The 25,652-nt window shown below is 33.2% G+C and carries 25 protein-coding genes and 1 riboswitch; of the genes, 22 read left to right on the forward strand and 3 right to left on the reverse strand.

The genetic code is table 11. The annotated features are described in order from the left end of the window. Positions 1–12 precede the first annotated feature (12 nt). From xerD to nth, 21 genes are all read left to right on the forward strand, one after another. Complete coding sequence (xerD, locus tag HYQ40_00735; protein MBZ6526281.1) at positions 13–909, forward strand: site-specific tyrosine recombinase XerD; 897 nt, start codon at positions 13–15, stop codon at positions 907–909. A 13-nt stretch (positions 910–922) separates the two neighbouring features. Continuing rightward, on the forward strand, positions 923–2,092 hold the full coding sequence (deoB, locus tag HYQ40_00740; GenBank protein MBZ6526282.1) for a phosphopentomutase: 1,170 nt from the start codon (positions 923–925) through the stop codon (positions 2,090–2,092). 15 nt (positions 2,093–2,107) lie between these two features. Continuing rightward, complete coding sequence (locus HYQ40_00745; protein ID MBZ6526283.1) at positions 2,108–2,908, forward strand: purine-nucleoside phosphorylase; 801 nt, start codon at positions 2,108–2,110, stop codon at positions 2,906–2,908. A 298-nt stretch (positions 2,909–3,206) separates the two neighbouring features. Then, complete coding sequence (locus tag HYQ40_00750) at positions 3,207–3,614, forward strand: hypothetical protein (protein ID MBZ6526284.1); 408 nt, start codon at positions 3,207–3,209, stop codon at positions 3,612–3,614. Between the two features lie 105 nt (positions 3,615–3,719). Continuing rightward, positions 3,720–4,397 carry a segregation/condensation protein A gene (locus HYQ40_00755; GenBank protein ID MBZ6526285.1) on the forward strand — a complete coding sequence of 226 codons (678 nt, stop codon included), beginning with the start codon at positions 3,720–3,722 and terminating at the stop codon, positions 4,395–4,397. Beyond that, on the forward strand, positions 4,394–5,002 hold the full coding sequence (gene scpB, locus HYQ40_00760; protein ID MBZ6526286.1) for an SMC-Scp complex subunit ScpB: 609 nt from the start codon (positions 4,394–4,396) through the stop codon (positions 5,000–5,002). Before HYQ40_00755 ends, scpB begins: the two co-directional genes overlap by 4 nt. A 4-nt stretch (positions 5,003–5,006) precedes the next feature. Beyond that, complete coding sequence (locus HYQ40_00765) at positions 5,007–5,735, forward strand: rRNA pseudouridine synthase (protein ID MBZ6526287.1); 729 nt, start codon at positions 5,007–5,009, stop codon at positions 5,733–5,735. A 141-nt stretch (positions 5,736–5,876) separates the two neighbouring features. Further along, a riboswitch (FMN riboswitch) is annotated at positions 5,877–5,996 on the forward strand. A 109-nt stretch (positions 5,997–6,105) separates the two neighbouring features. Next, on the forward strand, positions 6,106–6,711 hold the full coding sequence (locus HYQ40_00770; GenBank protein ID MBZ6526288.1) for an ECF transporter S component: 606 nt from the start codon (positions 6,106–6,108) through the stop codon (positions 6,709–6,711). Between the two features lie 398 nt (positions 6,712–7,109). After that, positions 7,110–7,769: a LysM peptidoglycan-binding domain-containing protein gene (locus HYQ40_00775; protein ID MBZ6526289.1), complete on the forward strand. Its 660-nt coding sequence runs from the start codon at positions 7,110–7,112 to the stop codon at positions 7,767–7,769. 76 nt (positions 7,770–7,845) lie between these two features. Continuing rightward, the gene (locus HYQ40_00780; GenBank protein ID MBZ6526290.1) at positions 7,846–8,514 is read left to right on the forward strand and encodes a (d)CMP kinase; all 669 of its coding nucleotides are present in this window, start codon (positions 7,846–7,848) and stop codon (positions 8,512–8,514) included. Between the two features lie 136 nt (positions 8,515–8,650). Beyond that, a complete protein-coding gene (rpsA, locus tag HYQ40_00785) occupies positions 8,651–9,994 on the forward strand; it encodes a 30S ribosomal protein S1 (protein ID MBZ6526291.1) in 1,344 nt (447 codons plus the stop codon). Positions 9,995–10,070: 76 nt separating this feature from the next. Next, on the forward strand, positions 10,071–11,387 hold the full coding sequence (gene der / locus HYQ40_00790) for a ribosome biogenesis GTPase Der (protein MBZ6526292.1): 1,317 nt from the start codon (positions 10,071–10,073) through the stop codon (positions 11,385–11,387). Positions 11,388–11,542: 155 nt separating this feature from the next. Continuing rightward, positions 11,543–11,818 (forward strand): HU family DNA-binding protein, encoded by a 276-nt coding sequence (locus HYQ40_00795; protein MBZ6526293.1) that lies wholly within the window; start codon positions 11,543–11,545, stop codon positions 11,816–11,818. A 206-nt stretch (positions 11,819–12,024) separates the two neighbouring features. Next, positions 12,025–13,359: a tetratricopeptide repeat protein gene (locus HYQ40_00800; protein ID MBZ6526294.1), complete on the forward strand. Its 1,335-nt coding sequence runs from the start codon at positions 12,025–12,027 to the stop codon at positions 13,357–13,359. Positions 13,360–13,363: 4 nt separating this feature from the next. Further along, positions 13,364–13,897: a YpiB family protein gene (locus HYQ40_00805; GenBank protein ID MBZ6526295.1), complete on the forward strand. Its 534-nt coding sequence runs from the start codon at positions 13,364–13,366 to the stop codon at positions 13,895–13,897. A 1-nt stretch (position 13,898) separates the two neighbouring features. After that, positions 13,899–15,128: a CCA tRNA nucleotidyltransferase gene (locus HYQ40_00810; protein MBZ6526296.1), complete on the forward strand. Its 1,230-nt coding sequence runs from the start codon at positions 13,899–13,901 to the stop codon at positions 15,126–15,128. Between the two features lie 10 nt (positions 15,129–15,138). Then, on the forward strand, positions 15,139–17,679 hold the full coding sequence (locus HYQ40_00815; GenBank protein MBZ6526297.1) for a hypothetical protein: 2,541 nt from the start codon (positions 15,139–15,141) through the stop codon (positions 17,677–17,679). Between the two features lie 93 nt (positions 17,680–17,772). Then, a complete protein-coding gene (locus tag HYQ40_00820; GenBank protein ID MBZ6526298.1) occupies positions 17,773–18,249 on the forward strand; it encodes a PepSY domain-containing protein in 477 nt (158 codons plus the stop codon). 19 nt (positions 18,250–18,268) lie between these two features. Beyond that, positions 18,269–19,567, forward strand: a complete 1,299-nt coding sequence (asnS, locus tag HYQ40_00825) for an asparagine--tRNA ligase (protein MBZ6526299.1) — start codon at positions 18,269–18,271, stop codon at positions 19,565–19,567. A gap of 85 nt (positions 19,568–19,652) precedes the next feature. Further along, positions 19,653–20,378 carry a DnaD domain protein gene (locus HYQ40_00830; GenBank protein MBZ6526300.1) on the forward strand — a complete coding sequence of 242 codons (726 nt, stop codon included), beginning with the start codon at positions 19,653–19,655 and terminating at the stop codon, positions 20,376–20,378. Between the two features lie 14 nt (positions 20,379–20,392). Then, entirely contained in the window at positions 20,393–21,007 is a 615-nt protein-coding gene (nth, locus tag HYQ40_00835) for an endonuclease III (protein MBZ6526301.1), read from the forward strand. Positions 21,008–21,050: 43 nt separating this feature from the next. Here nth and HYQ40_00840 read toward each other — a convergent pair whose 3' ends face one another. Continuing rightward, a complete protein-coding gene (locus tag HYQ40_00840) occupies positions 21,051–21,644 on the reverse strand; it encodes an ECF transporter S component (GenBank protein MBZ6526302.1) in 594 nt (197 codons plus the stop codon). Positions 21,645–21,740: 96 nt separating this feature from the next. On the opposite strand from HYQ40_00840, the gene HYQ40_00845 reads away from it, so the two are divergent. After that, positions 21,741–22,415, forward strand: a complete 675-nt coding sequence (locus tag HYQ40_00845; GenBank protein MBZ6526303.1) for a hypothetical protein — start codon at positions 21,741–21,743, stop codon at positions 22,413–22,415. Positions 22,416–22,463: 48 nt separating this feature from the next. Here the strand turns inward: HYQ40_00845 and HYQ40_00850 are convergent, their stop codons facing one another. Together HYQ40_00850 and recU are read right to left on the reverse strand one after the other, a co-directional pair. After that, positions 22,464–25,004 (reverse strand): PBP1A family penicillin-binding protein, encoded by a 2,541-nt coding sequence (locus HYQ40_00850; GenBank protein ID MBZ6526304.1) that lies wholly within the window; start codon positions 25,002–25,004, stop codon positions 22,464–22,466. A gap of 27 nt (positions 25,005–25,031) precedes the next feature. Next, positions 25,032–25,622, reverse strand: coding sequence for a Holliday junction resolvase RecU (recU, locus tag HYQ40_00855; GenBank protein MBZ6526305.1), 591 nt, complete (start codon positions 25,620–25,622; stop codon positions 25,032–25,034). Positions 25,623–25,652 lie beyond the last annotated feature (30 nt).

Raw genomic sequence — 25,652 nt, forward strand, 5'->3', positions numbered from 1 at the left:
AGGAGTGATTTAGTGGATGAATTAATAGATGATTACGAACGTTATTTATTGATTGACCAAGGCAAATCACAGAACACAATACAAAGTTATATTAGAGATTTAAAAAAGTTTACAAAATTTATTGAAGAACAAGAAGTTGTCGAAATTAGTAATGTTAATAAAGATACGATTCAGTTGTACTTAATTAGTTTAAATCGAGCGGGATTCGCGGCAAGTACAACAAATCGAATGATATCGACATTGAAAAATTTTTTCCATTATTTGATACGAGAACAAAAAATGAATCATAACCCAATGGATCTTATCCAAGGAGCTAAAAAACGAAAACATTTACCTAAAACTTTAAGTTCAAAGGAAATAGATCGTTTACTTGCTGCACCTGATACCAATAGTAATAATGGGATTCGAGATCGGGCAATATTAGAAATAATGTATGCTTCTGGATTAAGAGTGAGTGAATTAACTCATTTAAAAATGAATGAATTACATTTAGAATTGGGTTTTATACAGACTGTTGGTAAAGGCGATAAAGAACGGATTATACCTGTTGGTGATGAAGCAATTTTTTGGATAAAAAAATATCTTGAAGAAGTTTATCCGATTTATGCAAAACAATCGAACAATTCGACAATTTTGTTCTTAACTCAGCGAGGGAATCAGTTTACTCGCCAAGGTATATGGAAAAATCTAAAGAAATATGTAAATTTGTCGGGCATTGAAAGAGAAGTTTCACCCCATATTTTACGACATTCTTTTGCGACTCACTTGTTAGAGAATGGTGCAGATTTACGTATGGTTCAAGAACTCCTTGGACATTCTGATATTTCAACAACGCAAATTTATACTCATGTTTCAAAACATCGACTACAAGAAATATATCGTCATTCATTTCCGAGGGCGATTGATTAAAAGGAGTAAAGATATGAAATTTGAAAGAATACATTTATTAGTTATGGATTCAGTTGGTATTGGAGAAGCAGCTGATGCTAAAGAATTTGGGGATATTGGATCAAATACTTTAGGTAACATAGCAAAAACAGTTGGTTTAAAATTACCAAATCTTACTAAAATGGGATTAGGTAATATTGCTTCATTAGAAGGTATTGATTCGGTAAATGAACCATCAGCTTACTTTACAAAGCTTGAAGAGGTATCTGCAGGTAAAGATACTATGACTGGTCACTGGGAAATTATGGGACTTCGTATCGATCAACCGTTTCGTGTGTTTGAAGATGGTTTTCCAAAAGATTTAATAGAAAAAATTGAAAGTTTTTCTAATCGAAAAATTGTAGGAAACAAACCAGCATCCGGAACTGAAATTTTGGATGAACTGGGTCAGCACCAGATTGAGACGGGTGATTTAATAGTATATACCTCAGCTGATTCTGTACTTCAAATTGCAGCTCATGAAGATATAATTCCATTAGAGGAATTATACAAAATTTGTGAGTACGCAAGAGAAATCACTCTAGAAGATCCTTATATGATTGGACGAATTATTGCTCGTCCATATTTAGGTGAAGCAGGGAATTTTGAAAGAACAAGTAATCGACATGATTATGCTCTTGATCCTTTTGGTGATACAACATTAGATTATTTAAAAGATGAATCTTATGATGTTATTTCGGTTGGTAAAATTGAAGATATTTTTAATAGTCAAGGAATTACTGAAGGCCACCGTACTGAAGATAATATGGACGGTGTTGATAAGTTAATTAACGTTATGGATAAAAAATTTAAAGGGCTAAGCTTTACTAACTTAGTTGATTTTGATGCCAAATTCGGTCACCGTCGTAATACTCAAGGATATGCTGATGCATTAGAAGAATTTGATGCACGTATCCCTGAAATTATTGAACACATGGCTGATAATGACTTATTAATTATTACTGCTGACCATGGTAATGATCCGACATTTGCAGGGACCGACCATACACGTGAATACGTTCCGATTTTAGTTTATAGTAAAGCAATTAATGAACCTAAAGAGCTAGACGCAACATACTTCAGTGATATTGCTGCAACAATTTCCGATAACTTCTCAGTTAAACAAACTGAAGAAGGCAAATCATTTTTAAACCAATTAAAATAAAAAGGGGTATTGATTATGTTTACAGAAGCGACTGATTATATTAAAGCTCAAGGAATTACTGAACCAACGATAGGTTTATTCTTAGGATCAGGTTTAGGGGATCTAGCTGATGAGATTGAAGAAGCCATTGAAGTTGATTATCATGATATACCAAACTTTCCAGTGTCTACAGTTGAAGGTCACGATGGAAAATTAGTTTACGGAACATTAGCTGGAAAAAAAGTGATCGCATTAAAAGGTCGTTTCCATTATTATGAAGGATATGACTTAGCCAAAGTAACTTTTCCAGTTCGTATCTTTAAAGAATTAGGTGTAGAGTCAGTTATTATTACAAATGCTGCTGGTGGTGTTAACGAAACATTTGCCCCTGGAGATTTAATGATTATTACTGACCATTTGAATTTAACTGGTGAAAACCCTCTAAACGGACAAAATATTAAAGAGCACGGACCACGATTTGTTGATATGACAGAAACTTACAGTCTACGTGGACAACAAATTTTACGAGATATTGCGAAAGAAAATGATTTTCCAATCAAAGAAGGTGTATACACTTGGTTTACTGGACCAACATATGAAACGCCTGCTGAGATAAGAGCAACACGTACATTAGGTGGAGATGCGGTTGGAATGTCAACAGTTCCCGAAGCAATTGTAGCGAAACATAGTGGCTTAGAAGTGATTGGTATTTCTTGTATAACGAACCTTGCAGCTGGAATGCAAGCTGAACTAAACCATGAAGAAGTTGTGGAGGTTTCTACGCAAGTGAAACCAAGATTTAAACTACTTATTACAGAATTAATGAGCCGAATTTAATCGGAATACCAACGTATTGAAAGACAGGATGAATATTTATAATGAGATAACGAGTTTCCTAGAGCTAAGATAAGTCATCATAAATCGCTCACAGTAAACACGTTAACATTATAAAAGATTCATAATGTCTTTTTTCATTGTTTATGATTCTTTCCAAATTATTTTGTATACCTTATAATAAATACGAAAGATTATTTCGGCGATAAGGTTTATACAATTATTTAAATATTCAATTTCTTGAAATAATTATCATAACATGGTAATATCACTCAAGTGATTAAGGGACGAGGAGGTTTCCATGTTAATTAGTTCAAAAACCAAAAATGAAAAAATTATATTAGGATTACTTTCCTATACTTATGACGAAGGGAAAGCTAGTTTGGCAGAAATGACAAACTTGTTGGAGTCTTATCGAGAAGACCCTAATTTTGATATTTTATTATATAAGAGTGATGATAGTGATAATTTTATCGGATTAATATGTATTGAAAATAATACATTAGAATCACCAGGTGAAAACATACCATCTTCAACTACAATTATCGTACATCGAATTGCGGTAGTTCCTTCATTTAGAGATGAAGGTGTAGGATATAAAATGTATGAATTACTGCGTAAACAAAATCCTAATGCTACAGTCATCGGAGCAATGAATACTGTTGATATATTAGCTAAATGGAGTACAAAATATAATCAATCAATGTAATAATTAGTAATGTAATGGGGAGATAGTTTGCAGAATACAGAGTTAAGAATAGAATTAGAGTCATTTCAAGGGCCATTCGATTTACTCCTTCATCTAATTAAACAGATGGAAGTAGATATAAATGACATCCCCATGACTGCTATCACAAGCCAATACATTAAGTATATTGAGGCAATGCAAGAATTAGAACTCGATATTATAGGCGAATATCTCGTAATGGCAGCAACATTGTTAGAAATAAAGAGTAACATCTTACTACCGGTTGAACCGAGTCCAGATTATGAAGAGGATTATGAAGAAGGCGACCCTCGTGAGATACTTGTACAACAACTGCTTTTATATCAACAATTTCAAACTGTTGCAACACAATTGCAAATTAAACAAGACGAGAGGTCACGACTATTTACTCGTCCGATGTCAGATTTAACAGCTTACCAAGAATTTGTGCCTCTTGATGAAGGTGCTCTTTCACTCGCTGATTTAACAGACGCTATGTCGGTTGTACTTGAAAAAATGGCGAGTCGTGAGCCACTTGAACGGGAAATCCAACATGAAGCAATGACTGTTTCAGACCAAATGGAGAAAATAATGGCAGCTTTCAACTTCGATACTGATCATGAATCAGTAACGCTTGATCAATTTATCGAATATGGAACACGAAATGAAATTATAACGACTTTTCTAGCGATGTTAGAATTGGTTAGAAAGCAACATCTAATCTTTCTTCAAAAAAGTAAAGATGATCCAATTCAAATGAAGAAATTAGAGGAGCATGACGTGTGAATGATTTAATAAAAAGAGTATTTGGTGTATTGTTTGTATCAGGTGACGATGGGGTTAGTCGTCAAGAATTGGCTCAGAGTTTAGAAGAGCCCGTTAGCAAGATAGACAATTGTTTAGACCAATTAAAATTGAATTTTCAAATGGATGAGTTATCTCCTCTTGAAGTTGTCAATTTTAATCAAAGGTATCGTTTAATTACCAAGAAAGAATTAGCAAAAGATGTAGAAAGTTATGCACAGGCACCATTCTCACAAAATCTATCAAGAGCTTCGATTGAGACACTATCCATTATTGCATACAGACAGCCAATCACGCGAATGGCTATTGATGAAATAAGAGGAGTATCTTCGAGTAGTTTAATACAAAAACTAGTTTCTCGAGATCTTATAAAGGAAATTGGCCGTATAGAAGCGCCCGGTCGTCCTGTATTGTACGGCGTAACCGATTATTTTATGGATTATTTTGGTTTAAAATCATTAGATGATTTACCAGAAATTGAACCCATTGCATTGAATGCTGAACTTGCCTCTGAAGAATTGTTTGACTTGAAGGAATGGCCAATAGAATTATATAACGAAGAAAATAATCAGAATGAGGATGAGTAATTAAATGGAAAGATTACAAAAAGTAATGGCGAATGCTGGTGTCGCAAGTCGACGTAAAAGTGAGGATCTAATCGTTGAAGGTCACGTAAAAGTAAACGGAGAATTAATAACTACTCTGGGTACGAAAGTATCAAAAAGTGATATTATTGAAGTCGATGGCGTGCCGATTTATAAAGAAGAACCAAAATATATTATGCTTTATAAACCAAAAAATGTTATAAGTGCAGTGAGTGACCCTACGGATCGTAAAGTAGTCGTTGATTTCATTCATGGCGTGCAGGAACGTATTTATCCAATTGGACGCTTAGATTATGACACAACTGGTTTAATCTTATTAACTAATGATGGGGATTTTGCGAATTTATTAATGCATCCAAGGTACAATATTGATAAAGTATATATCGCAACTGTCAATGGGATAATAGAAACTAAAGCACTGAAGAAATTAGAACAAGGTATTGTAATTGATGGAAGAAAAACATCTAAAGCGAAAGCTAAAGTTATCTCTATCAATAAAGAGAAGAAAACTTCCGTTGTTCAACTTACAATTCACGAAGGTTGGAACCACCAAGTAAAAAATATGTTTGAAGCTGTTGGTCATACAGTGTACCGTCTTAAACGTGAGCGATTCTCATTTCTAGATTTAGGAGGATTACAACCAAGTGAGTGGCGTGACTTAACGGCATTTGAAGTTGATAAACTAAAAAAAATAGCAATGGCTGAAGAAGAATAATATATTATCCCTAAACACTTGTTTACAAGTGTTTTTTATTTGAAAAATTTAAATAAGTTAAATTTTAATCATTGTATATATATTCACAAAGACTTGCTATATTCAAGTGGATATGCTATTATATAACTAAATAAAATATAAATACGTCTTCAGGGCAGGGTGTAATTCCCGACCGGTGGTAAAGTCCACGAACTCGAGAGATCGAGCCGATCTGGTGTAATTCCAGTACCGACAGTAAAGTCTGGATGGAAGAAGATTAAATGATATATGCTTTTTTAGTATATTCTTTTAAAGTACGTCTTTTTACCCTGAAGAATAAAGGGGTAAGAAGGCGTATTTTTTTAGTCTTGAGACGAAGAAGGAGAAAGAAATGCAAAACAGAACACGGGTTAGAACAATGATATTGTTGGCTATATTAGGAGCATGGGCAGTTATATTGAGGTTTTTTGATTTTCCAATTTTACCAGTAGCACCATTTTTAAAAGTTGATTTTAGTGATTTGGCTGTATTAGTGGGGATGCTCGTAAATGGACCAGTAGGAATCATTACTGTAGCGTTTATACGTGATCTTATTAACTATATTCTTCAAGGTGGGGAAGCAGGATTTCCGATTGGCGCTGTTATGAGTTTTACTGCATCAGTCGTCATGTTTGTTCCGACACATTACATTTTGAATTCGTTACAAAATGTTAACTGGCGTGTAAAAGAAGTTTTAATGAGTCTAACATTAATTGTGGGATTAGTTGTTTCAATGTCTTTAATAAATTATTTTGTTGCACTACCTATTTATACAACAGTTTTAAATTTTCCAATTGATGACTACTTCGGTTACGTTTTAGCAGTAGTAGCACCATTTAACTTGATTAAAGGGATTTTTCTAAGTGTGGGACAAATCCTTGTTCTAAAAATGGTTCCAAAATTATTAATAAAAAGAAATACAATATACCCAGCTTATAACTCATTGAAATTAAATTAAACATTTAGCGGATAGTTCACTTTGATATAAGTGAATTTATCCGCTTTTTAGTTTAAACATCCATTTTTGATAGGTATTTTTAATACTAAGTTATTGTAAAAATCATTCTTTATTACACATATTACATGCATAGAAATATGGAATAATATAAAGCTAAATAATAATAATTAATATATTGGTGGAATAAGCTGATAAATAATGTATAATGTAGAATGATAAAGCAAACCTGTTTGTTCTATTACCATTGCTTTACAATTGCTTATCAATATTATGTTATTGATAATAGTTTTCTTTTTATTTAGCAAAAAATCAATAGAGTTATGGTAATATAATGGGGTAAGTTAACTATGTATTAAAGATGAATCATCATTAACTATGCATATTTAGGAGGGATTCTTATGTCTAAAGAACAAGATAAAGATCAAGAAGTTTTCGAATCAGAGGTTGAAGAAACGGTCGAAGAGACGCCTTCAAAAAAAGATAGCAAACCTTGGAATCGTAAATTCGGAGAAGATGAAAATTTAAAAAACCGTCAGTATTCACGTACTGCACGCAACCAGCCTGCGAAAGAAGCAACTACACTTTCTAAAGTGTTATTATTTATAATTGTTGTTACAGTTATTGCTCCTTTTTTACTGTTTATTTTCGTTAACGCACAACGCAGTAATGATGAAATACCAAATCGCAGTGCAGAGCAAATTAATATTTCTAGAAATTCAGAGATATCACAATTATCAAGTGCCGATGAAAGTGAATCCACGTCTGATGAGAGTGAAAGTGTAGAGGAATCAAGTTCTGAAATCAGCAGGGAGCCAATTGAACCTGAGGAATCGATTGAAACAGTACCAGAAACGCCACCTACACCGACTGTTCCAGAAGTGCCTGCGACGCCAATTGAAACACCGCCGACAACAGGTGGAACGTATATTGTCCAAGCTGGAGATTCATGGTACGGTATTGCTAGAAATAACGGGGTGGATCTGAATGCTTTATTAAACGCCAATGGTGCGTCAACTGAAACTGCAATCTTCCCAGGAGAAGCTATTTTATTACCTTAGTACAAATGAATGAATATAAAAAATAGAGATCTGTAAGAGGGTCTCTATTTATTTTGATTAAAAAGGAGAATTTTAAATGTCGAATTATCAAATTGCTATTGACGGACCGTCATCATCTGGAAAAAGTTCAGTTGCGCAAGAAATTGCTAAAGAGTTAAATATTATATATATAGATACTGGCGCAATGTACCGAGCTGTTACATTAGCTGCTTTGCAAGCAAATATCGAACCAAGTGATTCTGAAAATATAAAAAAACTGTTGCCGACAATAGAATTGAATTTTACCCGATCAGCAGAGGATGCACAGGAAATGTACTTAAATGACAAGAACGTTAGTCGAGAAATACGGTCAGACGAAGTAACTGCTAATGTTTCAGAGGTATCAGCTTATTCTTTTGTTCGAGAAGAATTAGTGGAAATTCAACGTAATATGGCTAGCACACACTCTGTCGTCATGGATGGAAGAGATATTGGTACCGTAGTATTACCGAATGCACCATATAAATTCTTCTTGAATGCATCAGCAGAAGTACGTGCAATGCGCCGTTACAAAGAGAATATTCAAAAGGGTTTGTCAAATCAATCTCTTGAAGAAATTGAAAAAAGTATCATAGCGCGTGATCATTATGATTCAAATCGTGAACATAGTCCCTTGGTTAAAGCAGATGATGCGATTGAGTTAGAAACTAGTAATTTATCTGTGCAACAAGTTGTAAATATAATAATTGAACAGTTAGATAAATAAGAGGCGCTAAATAGCGATTAAATTGTCATTTTACTAGACTGATGACTTAATTTTTGGTATGATATATTCATATACGGTTCTTAAATTTTAAGAAGAACCACTATTTTTTAGGTAACGCTTAGGAGGAAATGGGTAAATGTCAGAGTTTGTAGAAAATCAAGAATTAAATGAGAACGAAGAAGTGGTTGAAGAGACAGAATCTACTGAGGTAGAAGAATCTATGGAGACTATGGAAGACGCTTTAGATAGCGTTAAAGAGATTAAAGTTGGAGATACTGTTCAAGGTGATGTATTAGCCTTTGATGACAATCAAGTGCGAGTTTCTATTCAAGAAAGTGGCGGACTTGAAGGAGTTATTCCACGTAATGAATTATCAGCTACACCTGTTGAAAATTTAACAGACGTTGTTAATATTGGTGATGAAATCGAATTAGTGGTATTAAAACCAATTAAAGATAAAGAAAATGGAAACTTTTTATTATCTAAAAAACGTGTAGATGCTAAAAAAGTTTGGGAAGAATTACAAGTTAAATTTGAAAACGAAGAAGTTATCGAAGCTCCAGTTAAAAACGTTGTAAAAGGCGGATTAGTTGTAGATGCTGGTGTTCGTGGATTCGTTCCAGCTTCAATGGTTGAAGATCACTTCGTAGAAGACTTCACACCATATGTTGGTCAAACTTTAAAATTTGTTATTGTTGAGATTGAACCAAGTGAAAACCGATTAATCTTATCTCATAAAGAAATTGCACGTAAAGAAAGCGAAGCAAAACGTTCTGAACGTTTAGCTGATTTAGCTGTTGGTGCAGTTGTTGAAGGTACAGTAGCTCGATTAGTAAACTTCGGTGCATTTATCGATTTAGGTGGCGTTGACGGACTAGTTCACATTAGCCGTATTGCTCACGAACACGTTGATAAACCAAGTGATTATTTAACACCAGGTGAAACTGTAAATGTTAAAGTTCTTTCTGTAGATGAAGAAGATGGACGCGTGTCATTATCAATTAAAGACACATTAGACGGACCATGGGATAACATCGAAGAAAAAGCTCCAGAAGGTTCAGAATTAAAAGGTACTGTTAAACGCTTAACTAGCTTTGGTGCCTTTGTTGAAGTCTTCGCAGGAGTTGAGGGATTAGTGCATATTTCACAAATCGCTCACGAACATATTGCAACACCTCACGAACGCCTTGAAGAAGGTCAAGAAATTGATGTTAAAGTATTAAGCGTAGATCCAGAACAAAACCGCTTATCACTTTCAGTTAAAGCTCTTTTAGAGCAACCAGAAGGTATGGAAGAAGCTCCAGCTCCTGCAGCTAGCAACTCTAACAAACCTCGTCGTGAAAACAACAAACGTAATACAGGTAACAAAAAACAAAACCGTCAAAGAAATAACTTCCAAGACTCATCTGATGACAGCGATTCAGGATTTACTTTAGCTGACATGTTAGGTGATCAATTAGACCAATTCAAAGGTGAATAGGAATAATTTTTTGACTGAAAGAACGAGGCTGACTTTTAATTAGTCAGTCTTTTCTTAATTTATGGAGGTGAAATGAATGAGTAAAGTTCCAGTAGTCGCTTTAGTAGGTCGTCCTAATGTTGGAAAATCTACAATATTCAATCGACTTATCGGAGAAAGAGTTTCAATTGTTGAAGATCACCCTGGTGTAACTCGTGATCGTATATATGCAACTGGTAAGTGGATTGGTAAAGAATATCGATTGATTGATACCGGTGGTATTGACATGAGCAATGAACCATTGATGAATCAAGTTCGTTACCAAGCCGATTTAGCTATGGATGAGGCTGATGTCATAGTAATGGTAACTAGTGTACGAGAAGGAGTTACTAACGAAGACGAAGCAGTAGCTCAAAGATTGCACCGTACCAACAAACCAGTTGTACTTGCAATCAATAAAGCTGATAATCCAGAACAACGTCAAATGGTATATGATTTCTACACACTTGGATTAGGAGAACCAATACCTATTTCTGGTTCTCACGGTACTGGTATCGGTGATTTACTAGATGAGATAGTTGGATTATTTCCAGAGGACTCTAGTGATACAGATGATGATGATTCAATTAAATTTAGTTTTATTGGGCGTCCAAACGTTGGTAAATCAAGTTTAGTGAATTCAATCTTAAAAGAAGAACGTGTCATTGTTTCCAATATTGAAGGAACTACACGTGAAGCTGTAGATACTAAATTCAAAACTGCAGATGGAAAAGAATATACGATGATTGATACTGCAGGTATTCGAAAAAAAGGTAAAGTTTGGGAGAATACTGAGAAATATAGTGTAATGCGAGCTTTATCAGCTATTGAACGAAGTGATATTGTTTGTATGGTTTTAGATGCAGAAACTGGTATTATCGAACAAGATAAACGAGTAGCGGGATATGCATATGAAGCAGGAAAAGGTATTATAATTATTGTTAATAAATGGGATGCAGTTGATAAAAGTGATAATAAATTTGATGAATTTACGAAGGAAATTCGTAAGGAGTTTCAATATTTACGTTTTGCTCCGATTCTTTTTGTTAGTGCTATGACTGGTCAAAGATTAAATAAACTTCCAGAATTAATTAATATGATTCATGAAAATCGTGGAAGACGTGTTCAATCATCCGTCTTAAATAACGTATTGATGGATGCAGTAGCTATGAACCCTACGCCTACAGACAAAGGAAGACGATTAAAGATTTACTACATGACGCAAGTTGCAGTGAATCCACCGACATTCGTAGTCTTTGTTAATGATGTGGAATTAATGCACTTTAGTTACGAACGATTTTTAGAGAATCAGCTACGTGAAAGCTTTTTCTTTGAAGGAACACCAATACATATAATTACGCGAGCGCGTTCATAATACTTAAATATTCGTCTAGTTTTACTCAAGAATAGTGTAAAACGTTGTATTATAAGCATTTATGTGTTATTCTAAGTAATGAAATATCCGTTAAAGAGATGTGGTATATTTCAAATATCTCAAAACTATGAGGATTTACATAAGGAGGAATACTAATGGCAAATAAAGCACAATTAGTAGAAAAAGTAGCAGAAAAAACAAACTTAACTAAGAAAGATGTTACAGCGGCAGTAGAGGCGTTATTCGAAACTATCGAAGAAACTTTAGCTTCTGGAGACAAAGTTCAAGTTATCGGTTTCGGTACATTTGAAGTTCGTGACAGAGCTGCTCGTAAAGGTCGTAACCCACAAACTGGAGAAGAAATTCAAATTCCAGCAAGTAAAGTACCAGGATTCAAAGCTGGTAAAGCACTTAAAGAAGCTGTAAAATAATTCAGTAATCTTACCTCTAGAGCCATTAGGCTTTAGAGGTTTTTTGTTTACACAAAGCGGATATAAACTTCTTTCTTACCAAATTACGAACTACGATAATCATTTTTTAACCAATCAAACATTATCTTCAAGTTTTGCATATTAATTTTGGCAACTATAGATGTCGATGGTATAATAACTAAGAATGAGTAAAGGAGGGGTTAATAATGACTATCTTAGATGAGATATTAGAAGACTTAGGAAATGTTGAAACAATTGAGGAGCAACGTTTAGTTATTATTGATTATATAGAACGAGCAAGTGTGGATAGTAGTTATATTCCCGCGTTAGAAAGCTTGGCAGATGTATTATTTAAAACTGGTTCTATTAACCAAGGGTTAACTGTCTTAATTGAATTATATGAATTGAAACAATACAAAAAATATGCGAAGCGAATTGTAAAAAAATTATATCAATATGAAGAATACGATAAAGCTTATTTTTATTGGTTAGACTTAGCTAAGTCTGACAAAGATGATCCTGAGCTCAAATTATTAGAAGCAAGGCTACTGAAGCAATTGAATCGTCACACTGAAGCAATTGATATGTATCGTAAGCTGATTAAGCAATTTCCAACTTTAGCAGAAGCATACGAAGATCTAGGTGATATATACTTAGAACAACACAATACGAGTCAAGCAGAGAACTATTATAGAGCTATTTATAATTACTTAGATGATTATGGAAATATAAGAGATGTTCGGTTGAAACTTGTAGAAGTAGAATCTTTAAAAGAAATTTTAGACTTGGCAGCCGTTCAGCAATTAGAAAAAGATGATCGTATACCTCTTGAAACTGAAGATGAGTTCTTTGTGTTTGCAAATGTTTTTGCTTCATTATACCAATTTGAAAAAGCGATTGAATATGCTAAAAAAGCATTACAAAAGAGTCCAAATAATATTAATTATTCGCTTCTATTAATAGAACTTTACAAGGCAACGGGGCAAAAAACGAGTCTTTATAAAGAACTAGCATGGTCTGCAAAAACACTGCCACCATTTGATCCAACTATTTTAAAAATTGCAAAAGTTGCTTATGATGTGGATCACTTAAATGATGAAATTATTCAAAAATTAATTGATTTTTCAAATCTAATAGATAATAGTGAAGATTTTTATTTAGTTACTGATATTATTGTCAACTACTATTTAAAACAAGGTGATGCTGCTCAAGCTTTACATTTACTCCGAGTTTTGGAAGGGCAGCAAATCGATCATGAGTATATGAGTTATCACTTTGCAATTGTGTATGAAGAATTGGGTCTAACTGATAAAGCAGAGGAAGATTACTTAACTGCACTGGAATATATACTGCCTCAAGAGGAGCTAGCTTTCCGTGTTGCTAATTTTTATCTATCTAATAATGAAATTGACAAAGCCTTAGAAATTTCAACGCGTTATCAAAATACACTTTATGATATACCAAAATTAAAGACATTAAGAAAAGAAATTTGTTCACGAAATGACTTATCAGATTTAGATGAATTTAAAGAGTGGGAGTAATATTATGGAAAGAAATGAAAGGAAACGACAATTTTTAAAGTGGTTAACATCTAACTATCAGCATTCGAATCCATCTGTAAATTATTTATTGCAATTTTTATCAACGAATGCTGAATTTATGAATAATATTCGTTTTTCCGAAGGAGCTAAATATGCTCCAAGGGGAATTTATATTTCTTTTAAACCCAATACTCAGTTACCATTTATCTATTATAAAGATCAGCTAAGTTATACTTTGAGCGATCAAGCATTTCACGATATACGCTTAAATAATAAATTTTCTAAATTGGATTTTTACGTCGAAGTGAACATACCACATCTTTATCAAGAACTTTACCGTTTTGATGTGTTCGAGGATAATCCTTATGTACCTGAAAATTTACAATATTTAAAACAATTGGAACATGATTTATATAAAATTTCATTTGAAACAAAACTCTCGTTATTAAAAAAAGATTTGAATGTCGCTTTAGAAAAACACGATTTTGATAACGCGAGTTATATTCTAAACCAAATCGAAAAATTGAAAGGTGAGTAACATGTTTGTATCACTGAAAGATTCATTATTTCAAGAAGCAATCCCAGTATTAGACCAAATTGAGTCTCATGGATATGAGGCTTATTTTGTTGGTGGTTGTGTAAGAGACACATTATTAAAGAAAAAGATTAATGATATAGATATTGCAAGTAGCGCTCGACCTGAAGAAATTGAAGCATTATTCCCAATAACATTTGATGTTGGTAAAGAACATGGCACTATAGTAGTAGTAGTAGACGGTGAGCCTTATGAAATAACAACATTCCGAACTGAGGGAGACTATACTGATTTCCGTCGTCCAGATGAAGTAAACTTTGTAAGAAATTTACGCGAAGATACTTTAAGACGTGATTTTACTATTAATGCAATGGCTATTAGTCGTCAGGGCGAACTGTATGACTACCACGGAGGAGTTAAAGACTTAAATGAACATCTTATACGTTGTGTAGGCAATCCGCTTGAACGCTTCTTAGAAGACGCATTAAGAATGATGAGAGCTATTCGTTTTGCTTCCCAACTGGGATTCAAAATAGAAGATCAATCTTTTAATGCTATAAAAAAACTAAAAGCAAATTTACAACATATTTCTATCGAAAGAAGTCGAATTGAATTCAGTAAGTTTCTACTAGGGAAACATTTTACTAATGAAGCACAACTATTTGTTGATAGTGGCTTAGCGGAATACTTGCCAGGGTTCACGATTGAAAGTGCACGTTACGTTATGACAAAATTAAGTGAAGATTTTAGTCGTATAAACGATTCACTTCGCGATGAACGGTTGTTATGGGCGAGAATGTTGAAGCATATGGATATTACTAATGTCGGAGATATCCGGAAATTTTTGAAGGAATGGACTCATAGTAATTCATTTATTAATGATGTTATTCAAATGATTCAATTGTTTGATTACGTTAAAAATGAGCAAGTCACGAATTGGATTGTCTATTCATATGATTATCCTATCGTAAAAATGGTTGAGACATTCTTTTTACAAAGTCAATTAATCGAAAAACCGATTGTTGAAAAATTGTACAATGAATTACCAATTAAAAGTAAAAAAGATATATCAGTAAATGGTAAAGACATTATTAAAATACTTAATCTAAAAAAAGGTGGACCAGAGATTGGCGCTTGGCTAGATAAAATTGAAACTTTAATTATTGAAAAGAAATTAGAAAATAAATATAGTATGATTGAAGCGTACATAAATAAAAGTGGCAATAAAGATTAGGAGTGTTTAAATGCCTAAATTGAAAAATAAAATTGCGATAGTTGATATTGAAACAACTGGTCCAAATATTGATGAGGGAGACCGTATTATTCAGATTGGAGCAATTATTATATCTGAAGGCAATATTGTCAACACATATTCAATGTTAATCAATCCTAATCGTGCGATTCCTGAACATATTGCTAAGCTGACAGGTATAAATGAAAAAGATGTGGTTAATGCACCACAGTTTAATAGTGTGGCAACACTGTGGCATGAAAGATTAAAAGATTGTGTTTTTATTGCTCATAATTTAGGTTTTGATTTACGTATTCTTAAAGAAAGCTTTGAGAGATTCGAGTTAGAGTTTAACCCAGTCGCACTTGATTCTGTAGTGCTATCAAAAATAATTGTACCTACTGCAATTGGGTTTAATTTAACAGATTTGAGTCGACATTTTAATTTGGAATATAGTGAGGCTCATGATGCTTTTTCTGATGCGTTGATTACTGCCGATATTGTTAGTAATTTAGCTGAGATAGCGATGAATATTCCTCAAGAAACTCTGAATAGAATGGAACCTTTTTTAGAGCATTTAAGACATAATGAAATGGAGTTTTTTACGAACCCTCAGAAATTTGTACTTAAAGAAGAGTTAAGTGACAAGATACAGTTTAATGATGAAGAAATATCTGATTCTACTAAAAAAATAACAAATCAAACTCTTTCTGATTATATTTCTGAAAATTGGAAAAAACATTCATACATGATACTAGAGGATAATAATCGTCCTATTCCGTATGATCTCATTTTTAATGAAAGTGTTCTTAATAAAGAACAATATTTATTGTCTTTTCCTACGTTAGATGAATCTAATTATTGGATTGAATCAATTCAAAATAATACACAGCTAAAAGATGTTGCATTGTTGAAGTCACAATCAAATTATTTACATGAAAAAGCTTTTGAAAATTATATTAATAACTATAATTTTAAACGTAATAATCAACAAGAATTATTAGTGATAGCTGCGTCAATTCATTGGCAATCATTATCAAAATTTGGAGATTTTAGTGAAATAAATAAAGAATTATCAATTAGAACATTGTTAAATAAACATCAGTCTAATGATTTAATTACTAAAAATCATTCAAATTTTCATAAAGTAAAAGAAAATGCCAAACAAGCTAAAATTATAATAACTTACGATGCTAATTTACATAGTATGGTATTAAAATCTAGAAATCAGACCGAATATTTGTACAATCGACACTTAATTGTTGCGAATATTAATTCTTTTATTGATTCTGCGAGGTTTATTCATCAAAGTAATATAGAACTGAGTGATTTAAATAACCAATTATTATCAATTTATGATGATATGCAACAAGCATACAATGATAACCAATATATACTACACTTAAGTAATGAAATTCAGATTATTAGAGATCTTAGCAGTAAAGTTATCTCTATTATTAGTAACATTTTGAAAGAAGAAGCGTTTGATAAAACAATTCAACAAGAAAATATTAATGCCTATCTTGAAATAGGAACAAATGAAGCAAACAAAATTATAAAATATTCAAATAAAATATTAACTAAATTAATTGAATTTTATAACCAATTAACTTTAGAGTCAGATAAACTAAAGATGATTCAAGGAAAAACTTTACCACTTCATCGCTTCATTGATCAACTTACAAAAATGAAATTGATGGTTGATGAAAAAAATTATATGACTATTACTGCTACTCGAGTTAATAATAAATTTTATAATATTTCTATTCAAGTCAAACCAATACTAATTCAAAAAGGGTACTTAAGTTGGCTGATGGAGATGAAAAGAGTCTTGTTAATCAGTTCAGGAAACTATTATAATCCACGAATGACTGGTGATTCTAATTGGATTCAATTAGATTCATCATTTGAATATGTGAAACTACCGACTTTATATACTGAAAATAAACATATTTTAAATCATCCAATTGAGTTTATTCAAGGTAATGAAAATTCGGAGCGAATCGAAGACTTAACCGAGTTTATAATAAATGACAGGGCGTTATTAGGGAATAAAATAATTATAATTATGCCAAATCAATTTTTAGTTTCGGATGTTTTTCATAAGTTAATCCAAACAGAAGAGATATCAGAAGATTATCATATTTTAGCAGAGTCAATTACTGGAAGTCTAAATCGTATTCGAAGAAGAATCCATGAAACTGAAAAAGTTGTAGTAATCCTTAAGGAACGGAGCTTCACTGAACTTCTCTGGGGGGATAGTGAAGTAGACACATCTGTGCTCTTATACAATTTACCTTTTCAATCACCAAGTGAAACTAAAATCCAGGCTAAATATCATTATTTAAAGAAAATAAAAACTCACACAGAATTATTTGATGACATACTTTTACCACAAATGATTCAACGTATAAAAAATGTTGTTAACTTTATAAGTTTAAATTATTCGAATGAAAAACTTTATATTTTGGACAAGCGATTATATACAAAATACTACACAAAAGAAATACTAGATCAATTAAATTCTATGATTGAATTTAATATAATAAATTAAAGTGAATTAATGAGTATATTCAATTTAATCCAATTATATGTTATTATATAACGGTCGTGAATTTAGGATTAACTATCGAAAGGAGGCTTATCGTTGAACCGTAAAGTTGTATCAGGATTAACAGCTATTTTGTTAATTATACTTGTTGCATTATTATTTATATTTTCTCAAAGTACGGGGGCAATGGTACAAGCTCAAGAGGAAACTGTTGAATTAGTTGAGCTAGACTACAATGTCGAAAAAGTAAATGATTTTTATTGGGTAACTATTAATGAATCATACTTTACACTGGATTTTACAGACGATGAAGGTAATCAAATGTATGCAATTGTTACGCAAGACGGAGGAGATATTGCTTACTATACTTCTCAAGATTTAATATCTCATCAAGATGCCTTATCGATCACACTCAGTGAAAATGAACCAACTAAGTTATTACAACCCCGTTTAGGGATGTTAGATAACCATCCAGTTTGGGAGATTTCTTTTAAAGCTGAAAACAATACACTTTCGTATTATTATATTAATGCGTCAAATGGCGAATGGATACAAACCATCGCAAATATTTAAGAATTTTAGGAGGAATATTGTGGATACAATTACAATGCGTCAAGCAAGCGACTATGTTGAAAAACAAGTTACAATCCATGCATGGGTTACTAACAAAAGAAGTAGTGGTAAAATAGCTTTTTTACAATTACGTGATGGACATGAATACTTCCAAGGGGTTGTACTTAAGAATCAAGTGGGAGAAGAAACGTTTGAATTAGTTAAGCATTTAGGTCAAGAAACAAGTGTGGAATTAACAGGAATTATTCAAACAGATGATCGTTCAAGTTTAGGTTATGAATTATTAGTCGAATCTATTAAAGTTATTGGGGAGAGTAATGATTATCCTATAACACCTAAAGAACATGGAACTGATTTCTTGATGGATCACCGCCACTTATGGTTACGATCATCTAAACAACATGCTATTATGCAAATTCGTAATGAAATTATCCGTGCTACTTATGAATTTTATAATGACCGTGGATTCATCAAAGTGGACCCACCAATCTTAACTGGTAGCTCACCAGAAGGAACGACTGAGTTATTCCATACGAAATATTTCGAAGAAGATGCTTTCTTGTCACAAAGTGGTCAATTATATTTAGAAGCTGCTGCAATGGCTTTTGGTAAAGTGTTTTCATTTGGACCTACTTTTAGAGCGGAAAAATCAAAAACTCGACGCCATCTAATTGAATTTTGGATGATGGAACCAGAGATGGCAAATTACAATCATGAGGAAAGCTTACAAGTTCAAGAACAATATGTGGCATTTGTAGTCCGTAGTGTGATTGATAACTGTAGTTCAGCTTTAAGTACATTGGAACGTGATGTAGCATTATTAGAAGAATATACAAAATTACCTTACCCTCGTGTATCTTATACGGACGCAATTGAACTATTAACTGCGAATGGATTTGAAGATATTGAGTGGGGAGATGATTTTGGTTCGCCACATGAAACTTTTATCGCAAGCAAGTATGAGCGTCCAATCTTTATAGTTAATTATCCAAAAGCAATAAAACCTTTCTACATGAAAATAAACCCTGAAGATCCTCGTACAGTACTATGTGCTGATATGATTGCACCAGAAGGATATGGTGAAATTATTGGTGGATCAGAACGTGAAAGTAATTATGAGACTATGAAAGAAAATATCATTAATTTTGGGTTAGATTTAGATGCTTATAAATGGTATCTAGATATTTCTCGTTACGGAAGTGTTCCTCACAGTGGATTTGGTATGGGTCTTGAACGTGTAGTTGCTTGGTTATCTGGAATTGAACATATAAGAGAAACAGCTCCGTTCCCAAGATTATTAAATCGTTTATATCCATAAAAAGTTAATATTATTAATAAAAGCCATTTTAGATGGCTTTTATGCATTTATAAGGATAATTATCTACTGGAAGGGAGGATAGAATATGAGAAGTACTGCATATGACTGGATAAAAGATGGTTTTACATCAGTACCTAATATTTTATTAGATCAATTTCATCAACTTGAACTTTCAGGGGATGAAATGGTACTGCTATTGTATATTTTCTCACAAATCAATCGAGGAAAATCATCCGAAGACATGACTCGCACTTCAAGTGATCTAGGATGGAGTAGTCATAAAGTTAGCGACAATTTAAGTCAACTAATGAATAAAGATTATCTGCAAATAGAATTAGTGCCTAATAAAGAAGGTAAGCAAGCAGACCATTATACTTTACGCCCATTGTTCGATAAGTTAGATGAAATTAATTTCCAACAAAGTGCTCAAAGCACACAAAGTATTCCAAACACAAAAAAATTACCATCTAATGAGGGGCTAAATATTGTAACGTCTTTTGAGCAAGAATTCGGGCGACAATTAACTCAGATTGAATTAGAAACATTAAACGATTGGGTCAATATATCAAAGTATGATGAAAAACTTGTTCAACTGGCTTTAAGACAAGCTGTTTTAAATCAAGCTTTGAGTTTAAAGTATATTGATCGAATTTTACTTAATTGGGAAAAGAAAAATATACGTACAGTTAATGAAGCTCAAAGAGAAATTGAGAGATTTGAAAGCAGAAATAATCAAAACAATTCACAAATGATAAACGATTCACAATATGAACATATCGAAATACCACTTAACTACTGGGATGACAATTAATAGGAGAAGACAGAATGACTTTAAATTCAGAAGAAGTACTAGATATTATACACCGTATGGATCGCTTAATCCCTGATGCAAAATCTGAACTAGATTATAAAGATCCATTCCATATGTTAATTGCCGTTATGTTAAGCGCTCAGTCAACAGATAAGCAAGTAAATAAGATAGCACCAGCATTATTTGAAGCTTATCCAGATGCTGAGACAATGAGTCAAGCTTCTGCTCAAGAGATTGAATCTTATATTAAGACTTTAGGATTATACCGAAACAAGGCTAAATATATGGTTAGTGCAGCAGCTGATATTGTTAATAATTTCCAAGGTGAGATACCTAATAATCGTAAAGATTTGGTATCACTTTCGGGAGTAGGTCGTAAAACGGCAAATGTAGTCTTATCAGTTATTTTCGATACACCAGCAATAGCTGTGGACACACATGTCGAACGAGTGTGCAAAAGATTAAATATAGTGCCTAAGGACGCCACACCACTTCAAGTAGAGAAAATTTTGATGGAAAAATTACCTGAAGAATACTGGAGTCACGCACATCAGTTACTTGTTTTATTCGGAAGATATTATTGTACTGCTAGAAGTAAAAAGTGTATTGAATATTTAGAGGAAGTATAAAAAAAGACCTTTCAAAGTGATGAAAACTTTGAAGGGTCTTTTTTTATTGTCGTCTTGATCGGTTTACAGCAACATATATTATTGGAGTAACTATAGTCGCAAGAATTGCTTCAGGCACTCCATTTGCAGTAACAATACCCCATAAGATGGGCCATAATTGATTTACATTTGCACCCTCGATAGCGCCAATGTATTCAGTTGGTTTAAAAATACCAATTGCACCAAGAACTAATACTGTATTTAATAAACTACCAAGAAAGCCAGCAATAGCTCCTTTAGTGGGGGCGGATAAGTGTTTTAGAATATACTTAATGATTAAACCTAATAGTATAGGCATTAAAATTCGAGGTAATACACTCACTAAAGGTGATGTAAAAATCATACGCTCGACAGGGTTGCCAATTAACCAGGCTCTTACTAAAGAGTTTAAGCCAAATACTAAGCCTAAGATCGCACCATCTTTTGTGCCAAGCCAAAGAGTACTTAGTATAACAGTAATTGGAATAATCGTCATAGCGATAGGGCCAATTGTAATAAAACCAAGGAATGGTACCCAGCTTTGAATTATAATCAATGCAATAAATATACCTAGAATAACAAGTCTTCTTGCGTTATTATTAGAATAACTACTTTTCATGAATTAACTCCTTATAACTATCATGTACATTATTATAGCATATAGTTATTATTATATACTACATAAATTAGAAGACTTTAGGATTGGTGATTAAAAATGTTTGAACAATGGTTAGAGATGGAACAATTTTATTTCAATGATATGTGGATATTTGTAGCACTTAGTTGTTTTTTAGGTATTATATTTTTTGCTTCAATATCTTATATCAAAAAAAGAGCTGTCCAGGTTATTGTAGTTGTAACTTTAATTGTGTGGATTGTAACTGGAATTTTTGTTACACGAGGTTACGATAAGCATCAAGAGATGATTCAACAAAATAGCTACATAAACGCAACAAACCGAACGTTTGAGAAAAAGATATTTTTTGATTTTCCATATTCTTACTCAGAATTATCACTTTATAAACAAGGTTACATGAAAGATTATTTTGAACCGTTACCTTTTTATAAATCAGAACAATTAAGTGAAGAAATTGAATACAAGGGGAGTGACGGTACATATTACTATGTTGAAATAAATGGGGATGTATATTATACATCTCAACGTCTTTTAAGTTTTTCGGATCAAGCCGAGGCACCACAGCGTATTGGTGTTCAGTATCATCTAACTGACAATCAGTTTGAATCAATTGGGTTTATTACTCCTTCATCCATATTTTTAGAGTCTTACATTGTTCCACGGAGTTTAAAAGACCTTGAGGTCAATGATGCTGATAAAGCAAATTCTATCTATCAATCAGATCAACAAATTGGTCTTTGGATTTCACCGTAAATAAAAAAGAGTGAATGAGATTTTTATTTAATCTCATTCACTCTTTTTTTACCAAGAACTATTTTGTGGTAAGGATTCTGCACCGAACATATTTGGATTTTCTTCACTATTCGGTATGTCATTTCCATTTTGGTCTGGATTATTTTCGTCCGGAGGAGGTAACTCAGATTCATCCTCGGATGAAGTCGTTTCATCTTCACTCTCAGATTCTTCTTCAGAAGAATCTTCTTGAGTCGTTAATGTAAGTGTAATTACCATCACATCAGAACTACTATTACCGTCGACGATGCGTAGTCTTAAGATATACTCACCATCGCTTGCGGCAGGAATTTGAAAGGCAGTGTTGGTTCCGGTATAGACAACTTGACCATTCACTGACAACTCAAACTGACCAGAATCTGTAATTGGGCCCCATTGAGCATTAATTACTTGGTTATCTTGATCATATTCAGCATAAAATCCTGTAGGTGGATTTACATATCGACCATAGGCTAATGATTGTTGCGTTGGCTCTTGCCCTGTAATAAATAATTCATTTGATCTTGCTTCAGCTGGAGTGTAAGGTCCAGGTAATAGAATTGGATCAGTATATTTTTCGATTTCAACTTGAACAATATTATCAGGCTTCTCCCAGTCAGTTATCGGGATATCAGACATTAAGTAAGTCATCATTTCACGATATATATGTTGGGGTATAGCAGTATCCTCTAAAGTTAAGTAATTACCAGGCTCATTACGATTATCGTAACCAACCCATGAACTAATTGCATATTGAGGCGTCATCCCAACATACCAACCATCTGGAGCAGCATAAGTTCCTTGATCAATACCTAGTCCATCAAGCTCGTCATCTGTATAGTTTGTTGTGCCAGTTTTACCAGCATGATAAATACCTTCAATATCTGAGCTACTTGCAAATACGCCAGGTACACCTTTTAATATATCCGTTAACATGTAAGCAGTTGTCTCTTTCATTGCTTGGCGTGATTCAGTTTCGAAAGTTTCTTCCGTTCCAGCAGAAGTAACAACACGGTTAACAGTATAGGGTTTGTTGTACTCACCGTAATTCGCTATAGCGGCATATGCGGCTGATAATTGGATAGGTGTCACTTCACCACCGAGTGCATTTGCTTCTACAAGCTCTCGTTGCTGATCATTTTTTATATTTATATCCAACTTTTGTAAGAATGCATATGCATTATCTAAACCAACAGCTTGCAGAAGTTTTACAGCAGGTACGTTACGAGATCCTGCTAAAGCTTCACGCAGTGTCATATTGCCTTTATAGTCAAAGTCAAAGTTATAGAAATCAAGTCCGCTTGAGTATGTATACGGTTCATCAACTACTAAGGTTCCAGTTGAGAAGTTTAGATATTCTATAGCTGGTCCATATGCAGAAAGAGGTTTCATCGTCGAACCAATTGAACGGTTTAATGTATTTGCACGGTTTAATCCCATTGCAACTTCTTGCTTACGACCCCCGATAACAGCTACTAATTGTCCGTTATCAACATCAATTATTGAGGCAGCAGTTTGCATTTGATCATCTGGGAAGACGACAGCATCGTTGTCGTTAACAGTATCATATAGTTTTTCTTGTGCCTGATAATCCATGTTTGTATAAACTTCAACACCGTCAGTATAAATATTGATATTTATCTTATCTTGAACTTCTTGAGCTACAACATCCAAATATGCATCAATAACTAAATCTCTTTTGTTCAGAGAGTTATCTGACAGTTCAACTAACATTGATTCGATTGAAGTATTAACAGCTTCATCATGTTGTTGTTGAGAAATCATCTCACGATCTAACATAACTCCTAAGACTAAATCCCGACGTTCTTTAGCGTCTTTGGGATTTGTGTATGGATCATAAGTAGATGGAGCCTGTGGAATTCCTGCTAAGAGGGCGGCTTCAGAGAGAGTGATATCTTGAATATCTTTCCCGAAAAACTCTTTAGCGGCAGTTTTTGCACCATAGACATTATTAGAATAGAACAATTTATTCAAATACAGTGTTAAAATTTCCTCTTTGCTGTATTCTTGCTCTATTTGCATTGAAAGCCAAGCTTCCTGAGATTTACGTTCTAATGTTTGATCTTGAAAGTCAGTTGAGAAGACAGATAACTTAACTAGTTGTTGGGTTATCGTGCTACCACCTTGTACAATACCTCCAGCCCGAAGGTTTGCGATTAGAGAACCGACTATACGTATTGGATCCACACCATTATGATTGTAAAATCTTGTATCTTCTATAGCAATAACTGCGTCTTCTAATACTTGAGGTATTTCAGAAGGTTCCATAATATCTTTATTTTGGCCACCTAATTCTTTAATTAAATTACCAGACTGGTCATATATCTTACTCGAAACTTGACCTTGTAAATCGGTGACTGTAATTTCAGGCGAGTTCATTGCATAATATCCGAAAACTCCCGCACCGCCAATAACAGCAATAAAAAATAGCATGATTAGTAAAATAAAAATACGTTTCACTATTTTTTTAGGTTTTCTTTTAGGGCTATTTTTTGGCTCACCTTTTTTTCTTCTATATTTTTTTCGTTCTACACGACTTCCAGTTGCCATATAAGACTTCCTTTCTACAAAGTAACTTTAATTTTTATTCAATAAATATTTATCGAGAGCATCTAAGTAATCAACCATCGGGAAGATGCCGGTAGGGCACTTGTATCCAAATTCATTGATAAAATCATATGTTAAACTTTGTTTGTCATTATTTTTTATATATTGATGAATCATTTGATAAGGAAGCAAATAAATTTCATCTAGTTCACTAAATGATATAATTAAAAAAGCAATCCCACCTTGGTCAATACATGACATCATATGTTCTCTTTGATGGTCGGGTAAGTTAGATAAAGGAAAACTCGTTTTATTTTTTGTTTCCTTTGCTTCAAAGTCAACGTAATAACCTTGATATACACCATTATAATCCGTTGTCGAAGCATGACGATAGTATGCTTCAGTGATTCGAGCAGCGCTTCGTTTAGGATAATCAACACGAACGACCTGAACAGGGGTAGGTTTTTTATGAATAACTGCAATATTATGAGTTTGGTAATATTCATTACTTTTATTTAAGCGGTCCTCAAGAGACATACCTCGACTTCCGTAATTAACTTTTTTATTTTTTTTTAGTTTAATTTGTTTTCGTGGGCCATGGCCCATAGGGTACTTCACCATTACGTCACTCCTTATCACTATTTTTCATTA

The organism is Aerococcaceae bacterium DSM 111021, from assembly GCA_020112395.1.
Taxonomy (GTDB): domain Bacteria; phylum Bacillota; class Bacilli; order Lactobacillales; family Aerococcaceae; genus Ruoffia.

Excerpts from the sequence above, each read along its gene's own strand:
- HYQ40_00805 (MBZ6526295.1), top strand. The coding sequence starts at position 13,364 with ATGGAAAGAAATGAAAGGAAACGACAATTTTTAAAGTGGTTAACATCT.
- HYQ40_00850 (MBZ6526304.1), bottom strand. The coding sequence starts at position 25,004 with ATGGCAACTGGAAGTCGTGTAGAACGAAAAAAATATAGAAGAAAAAAA.
- nth (MBZ6526301.1), top strand. The coding sequence starts at position 20,393 with ATGACTTTAAATTCAGAAGAAGTACTAGATATTATACACCGTATGGAT.
- HYQ40_00755 (MBZ6526285.1), top strand. The coding sequence starts at position 3,720 with ATGGAAGTAGATATAAATGACATCCCCATGACTGCTATCACAAGCCAA.
- HYQ40_00840 (MBZ6526302.1), bottom strand. The coding sequence starts at position 21,644 with ATGAAAAGTAGTTATTCTAATAATAACGCAAGAAGACTTGTTATTCTA.
- HYQ40_00830 (MBZ6526300.1), top strand. The coding sequence starts at position 19,653 with ATGAGAAGTACTGCATATGACTGGATAAAAGATGGTTTTACATCAGTA.
- HYQ40_00745 (MBZ6526283.1), top strand. The coding sequence starts at position 2,108 with ATGTTTACAGAAGCGACTGATTATATTAAAGCTCAAGGAATTACTGAA.
- HYQ40_00845 (MBZ6526303.1), top strand. The coding sequence starts at position 21,741 with ATGTTTGAACAATGGTTAGAGATGGAACAATTTTATTTCAATGATATG.
- HYQ40_00810 (MBZ6526296.1), top strand. The coding sequence starts at position 13,899 with ATGTTTGTATCACTGAAAGATTCATTATTTCAAGAAGCAATCCCAGTA.
- HYQ40_00795 (MBZ6526293.1), top strand. The coding sequence starts at position 11,543 with ATGGCAAATAAAGCACAATTAGTAGAAAAAGTAGCAGAAAAAACAAAC.
- HYQ40_00800 (MBZ6526294.1), top strand. The coding sequence starts at position 12,025 with ATGACTATCTTAGATGAGATATTAGAAGACTTAGGAAATGTTGAAACA.
- rpsA (MBZ6526291.1), top strand. The coding sequence starts at position 8,651 with ATGTCAGAGTTTGTAGAAAATCAAGAATTAAATGAGAACGAAGAAGTG.
- HYQ40_00780 (MBZ6526290.1), top strand. The coding sequence starts at position 7,846 with ATGTCGAATTATCAAATTGCTATTGACGGACCGTCATCATCTGGAAAA.
- HYQ40_00750 (MBZ6526284.1), top strand. The coding sequence starts at position 3,207 with ATGTTAATTAGTTCAAAAACCAAAAATGAAAAAATTATATTAGGATTA.
- HYQ40_00770 (MBZ6526288.1), top strand. The coding sequence starts at position 6,106 with ATGCAAAACAGAACACGGGTTAGAACAATGATATTGTTGGCTATATTA.
- recU (MBZ6526305.1), bottom strand. The coding sequence starts at position 25,622 with ATGGTGAAGTACCCTATGGGCCATGGCCCACGAAAACAAATTAAACTA.
- HYQ40_00775 (MBZ6526289.1), top strand. The coding sequence starts at position 7,110 with ATGTCTAAAGAACAAGATAAAGATCAAGAAGTTTTCGAATCAGAGGTT.
- deoB (MBZ6526282.1), top strand. The coding sequence starts at position 923 with ATGAAATTTGAAAGAATACATTTATTAGTTATGGATTCAGTTGGTATT.
- HYQ40_00815 (MBZ6526297.1), top strand. The coding sequence starts at position 15,139 with ATGCCTAAATTGAAAAATAAAATTGCGATAGTTGATATTGAAACAACT.
- HYQ40_00765 (MBZ6526287.1), top strand. The coding sequence starts at position 5,007 with ATGGAAAGATTACAAAAAGTAATGGCGAATGCTGGTGTCGCAAGTCGA.
- der (MBZ6526292.1), top strand. The coding sequence starts at position 10,071 with ATGAGTAAAGTTCCAGTAGTCGCTTTAGTAGGTCGTCCTAATGTTGGA.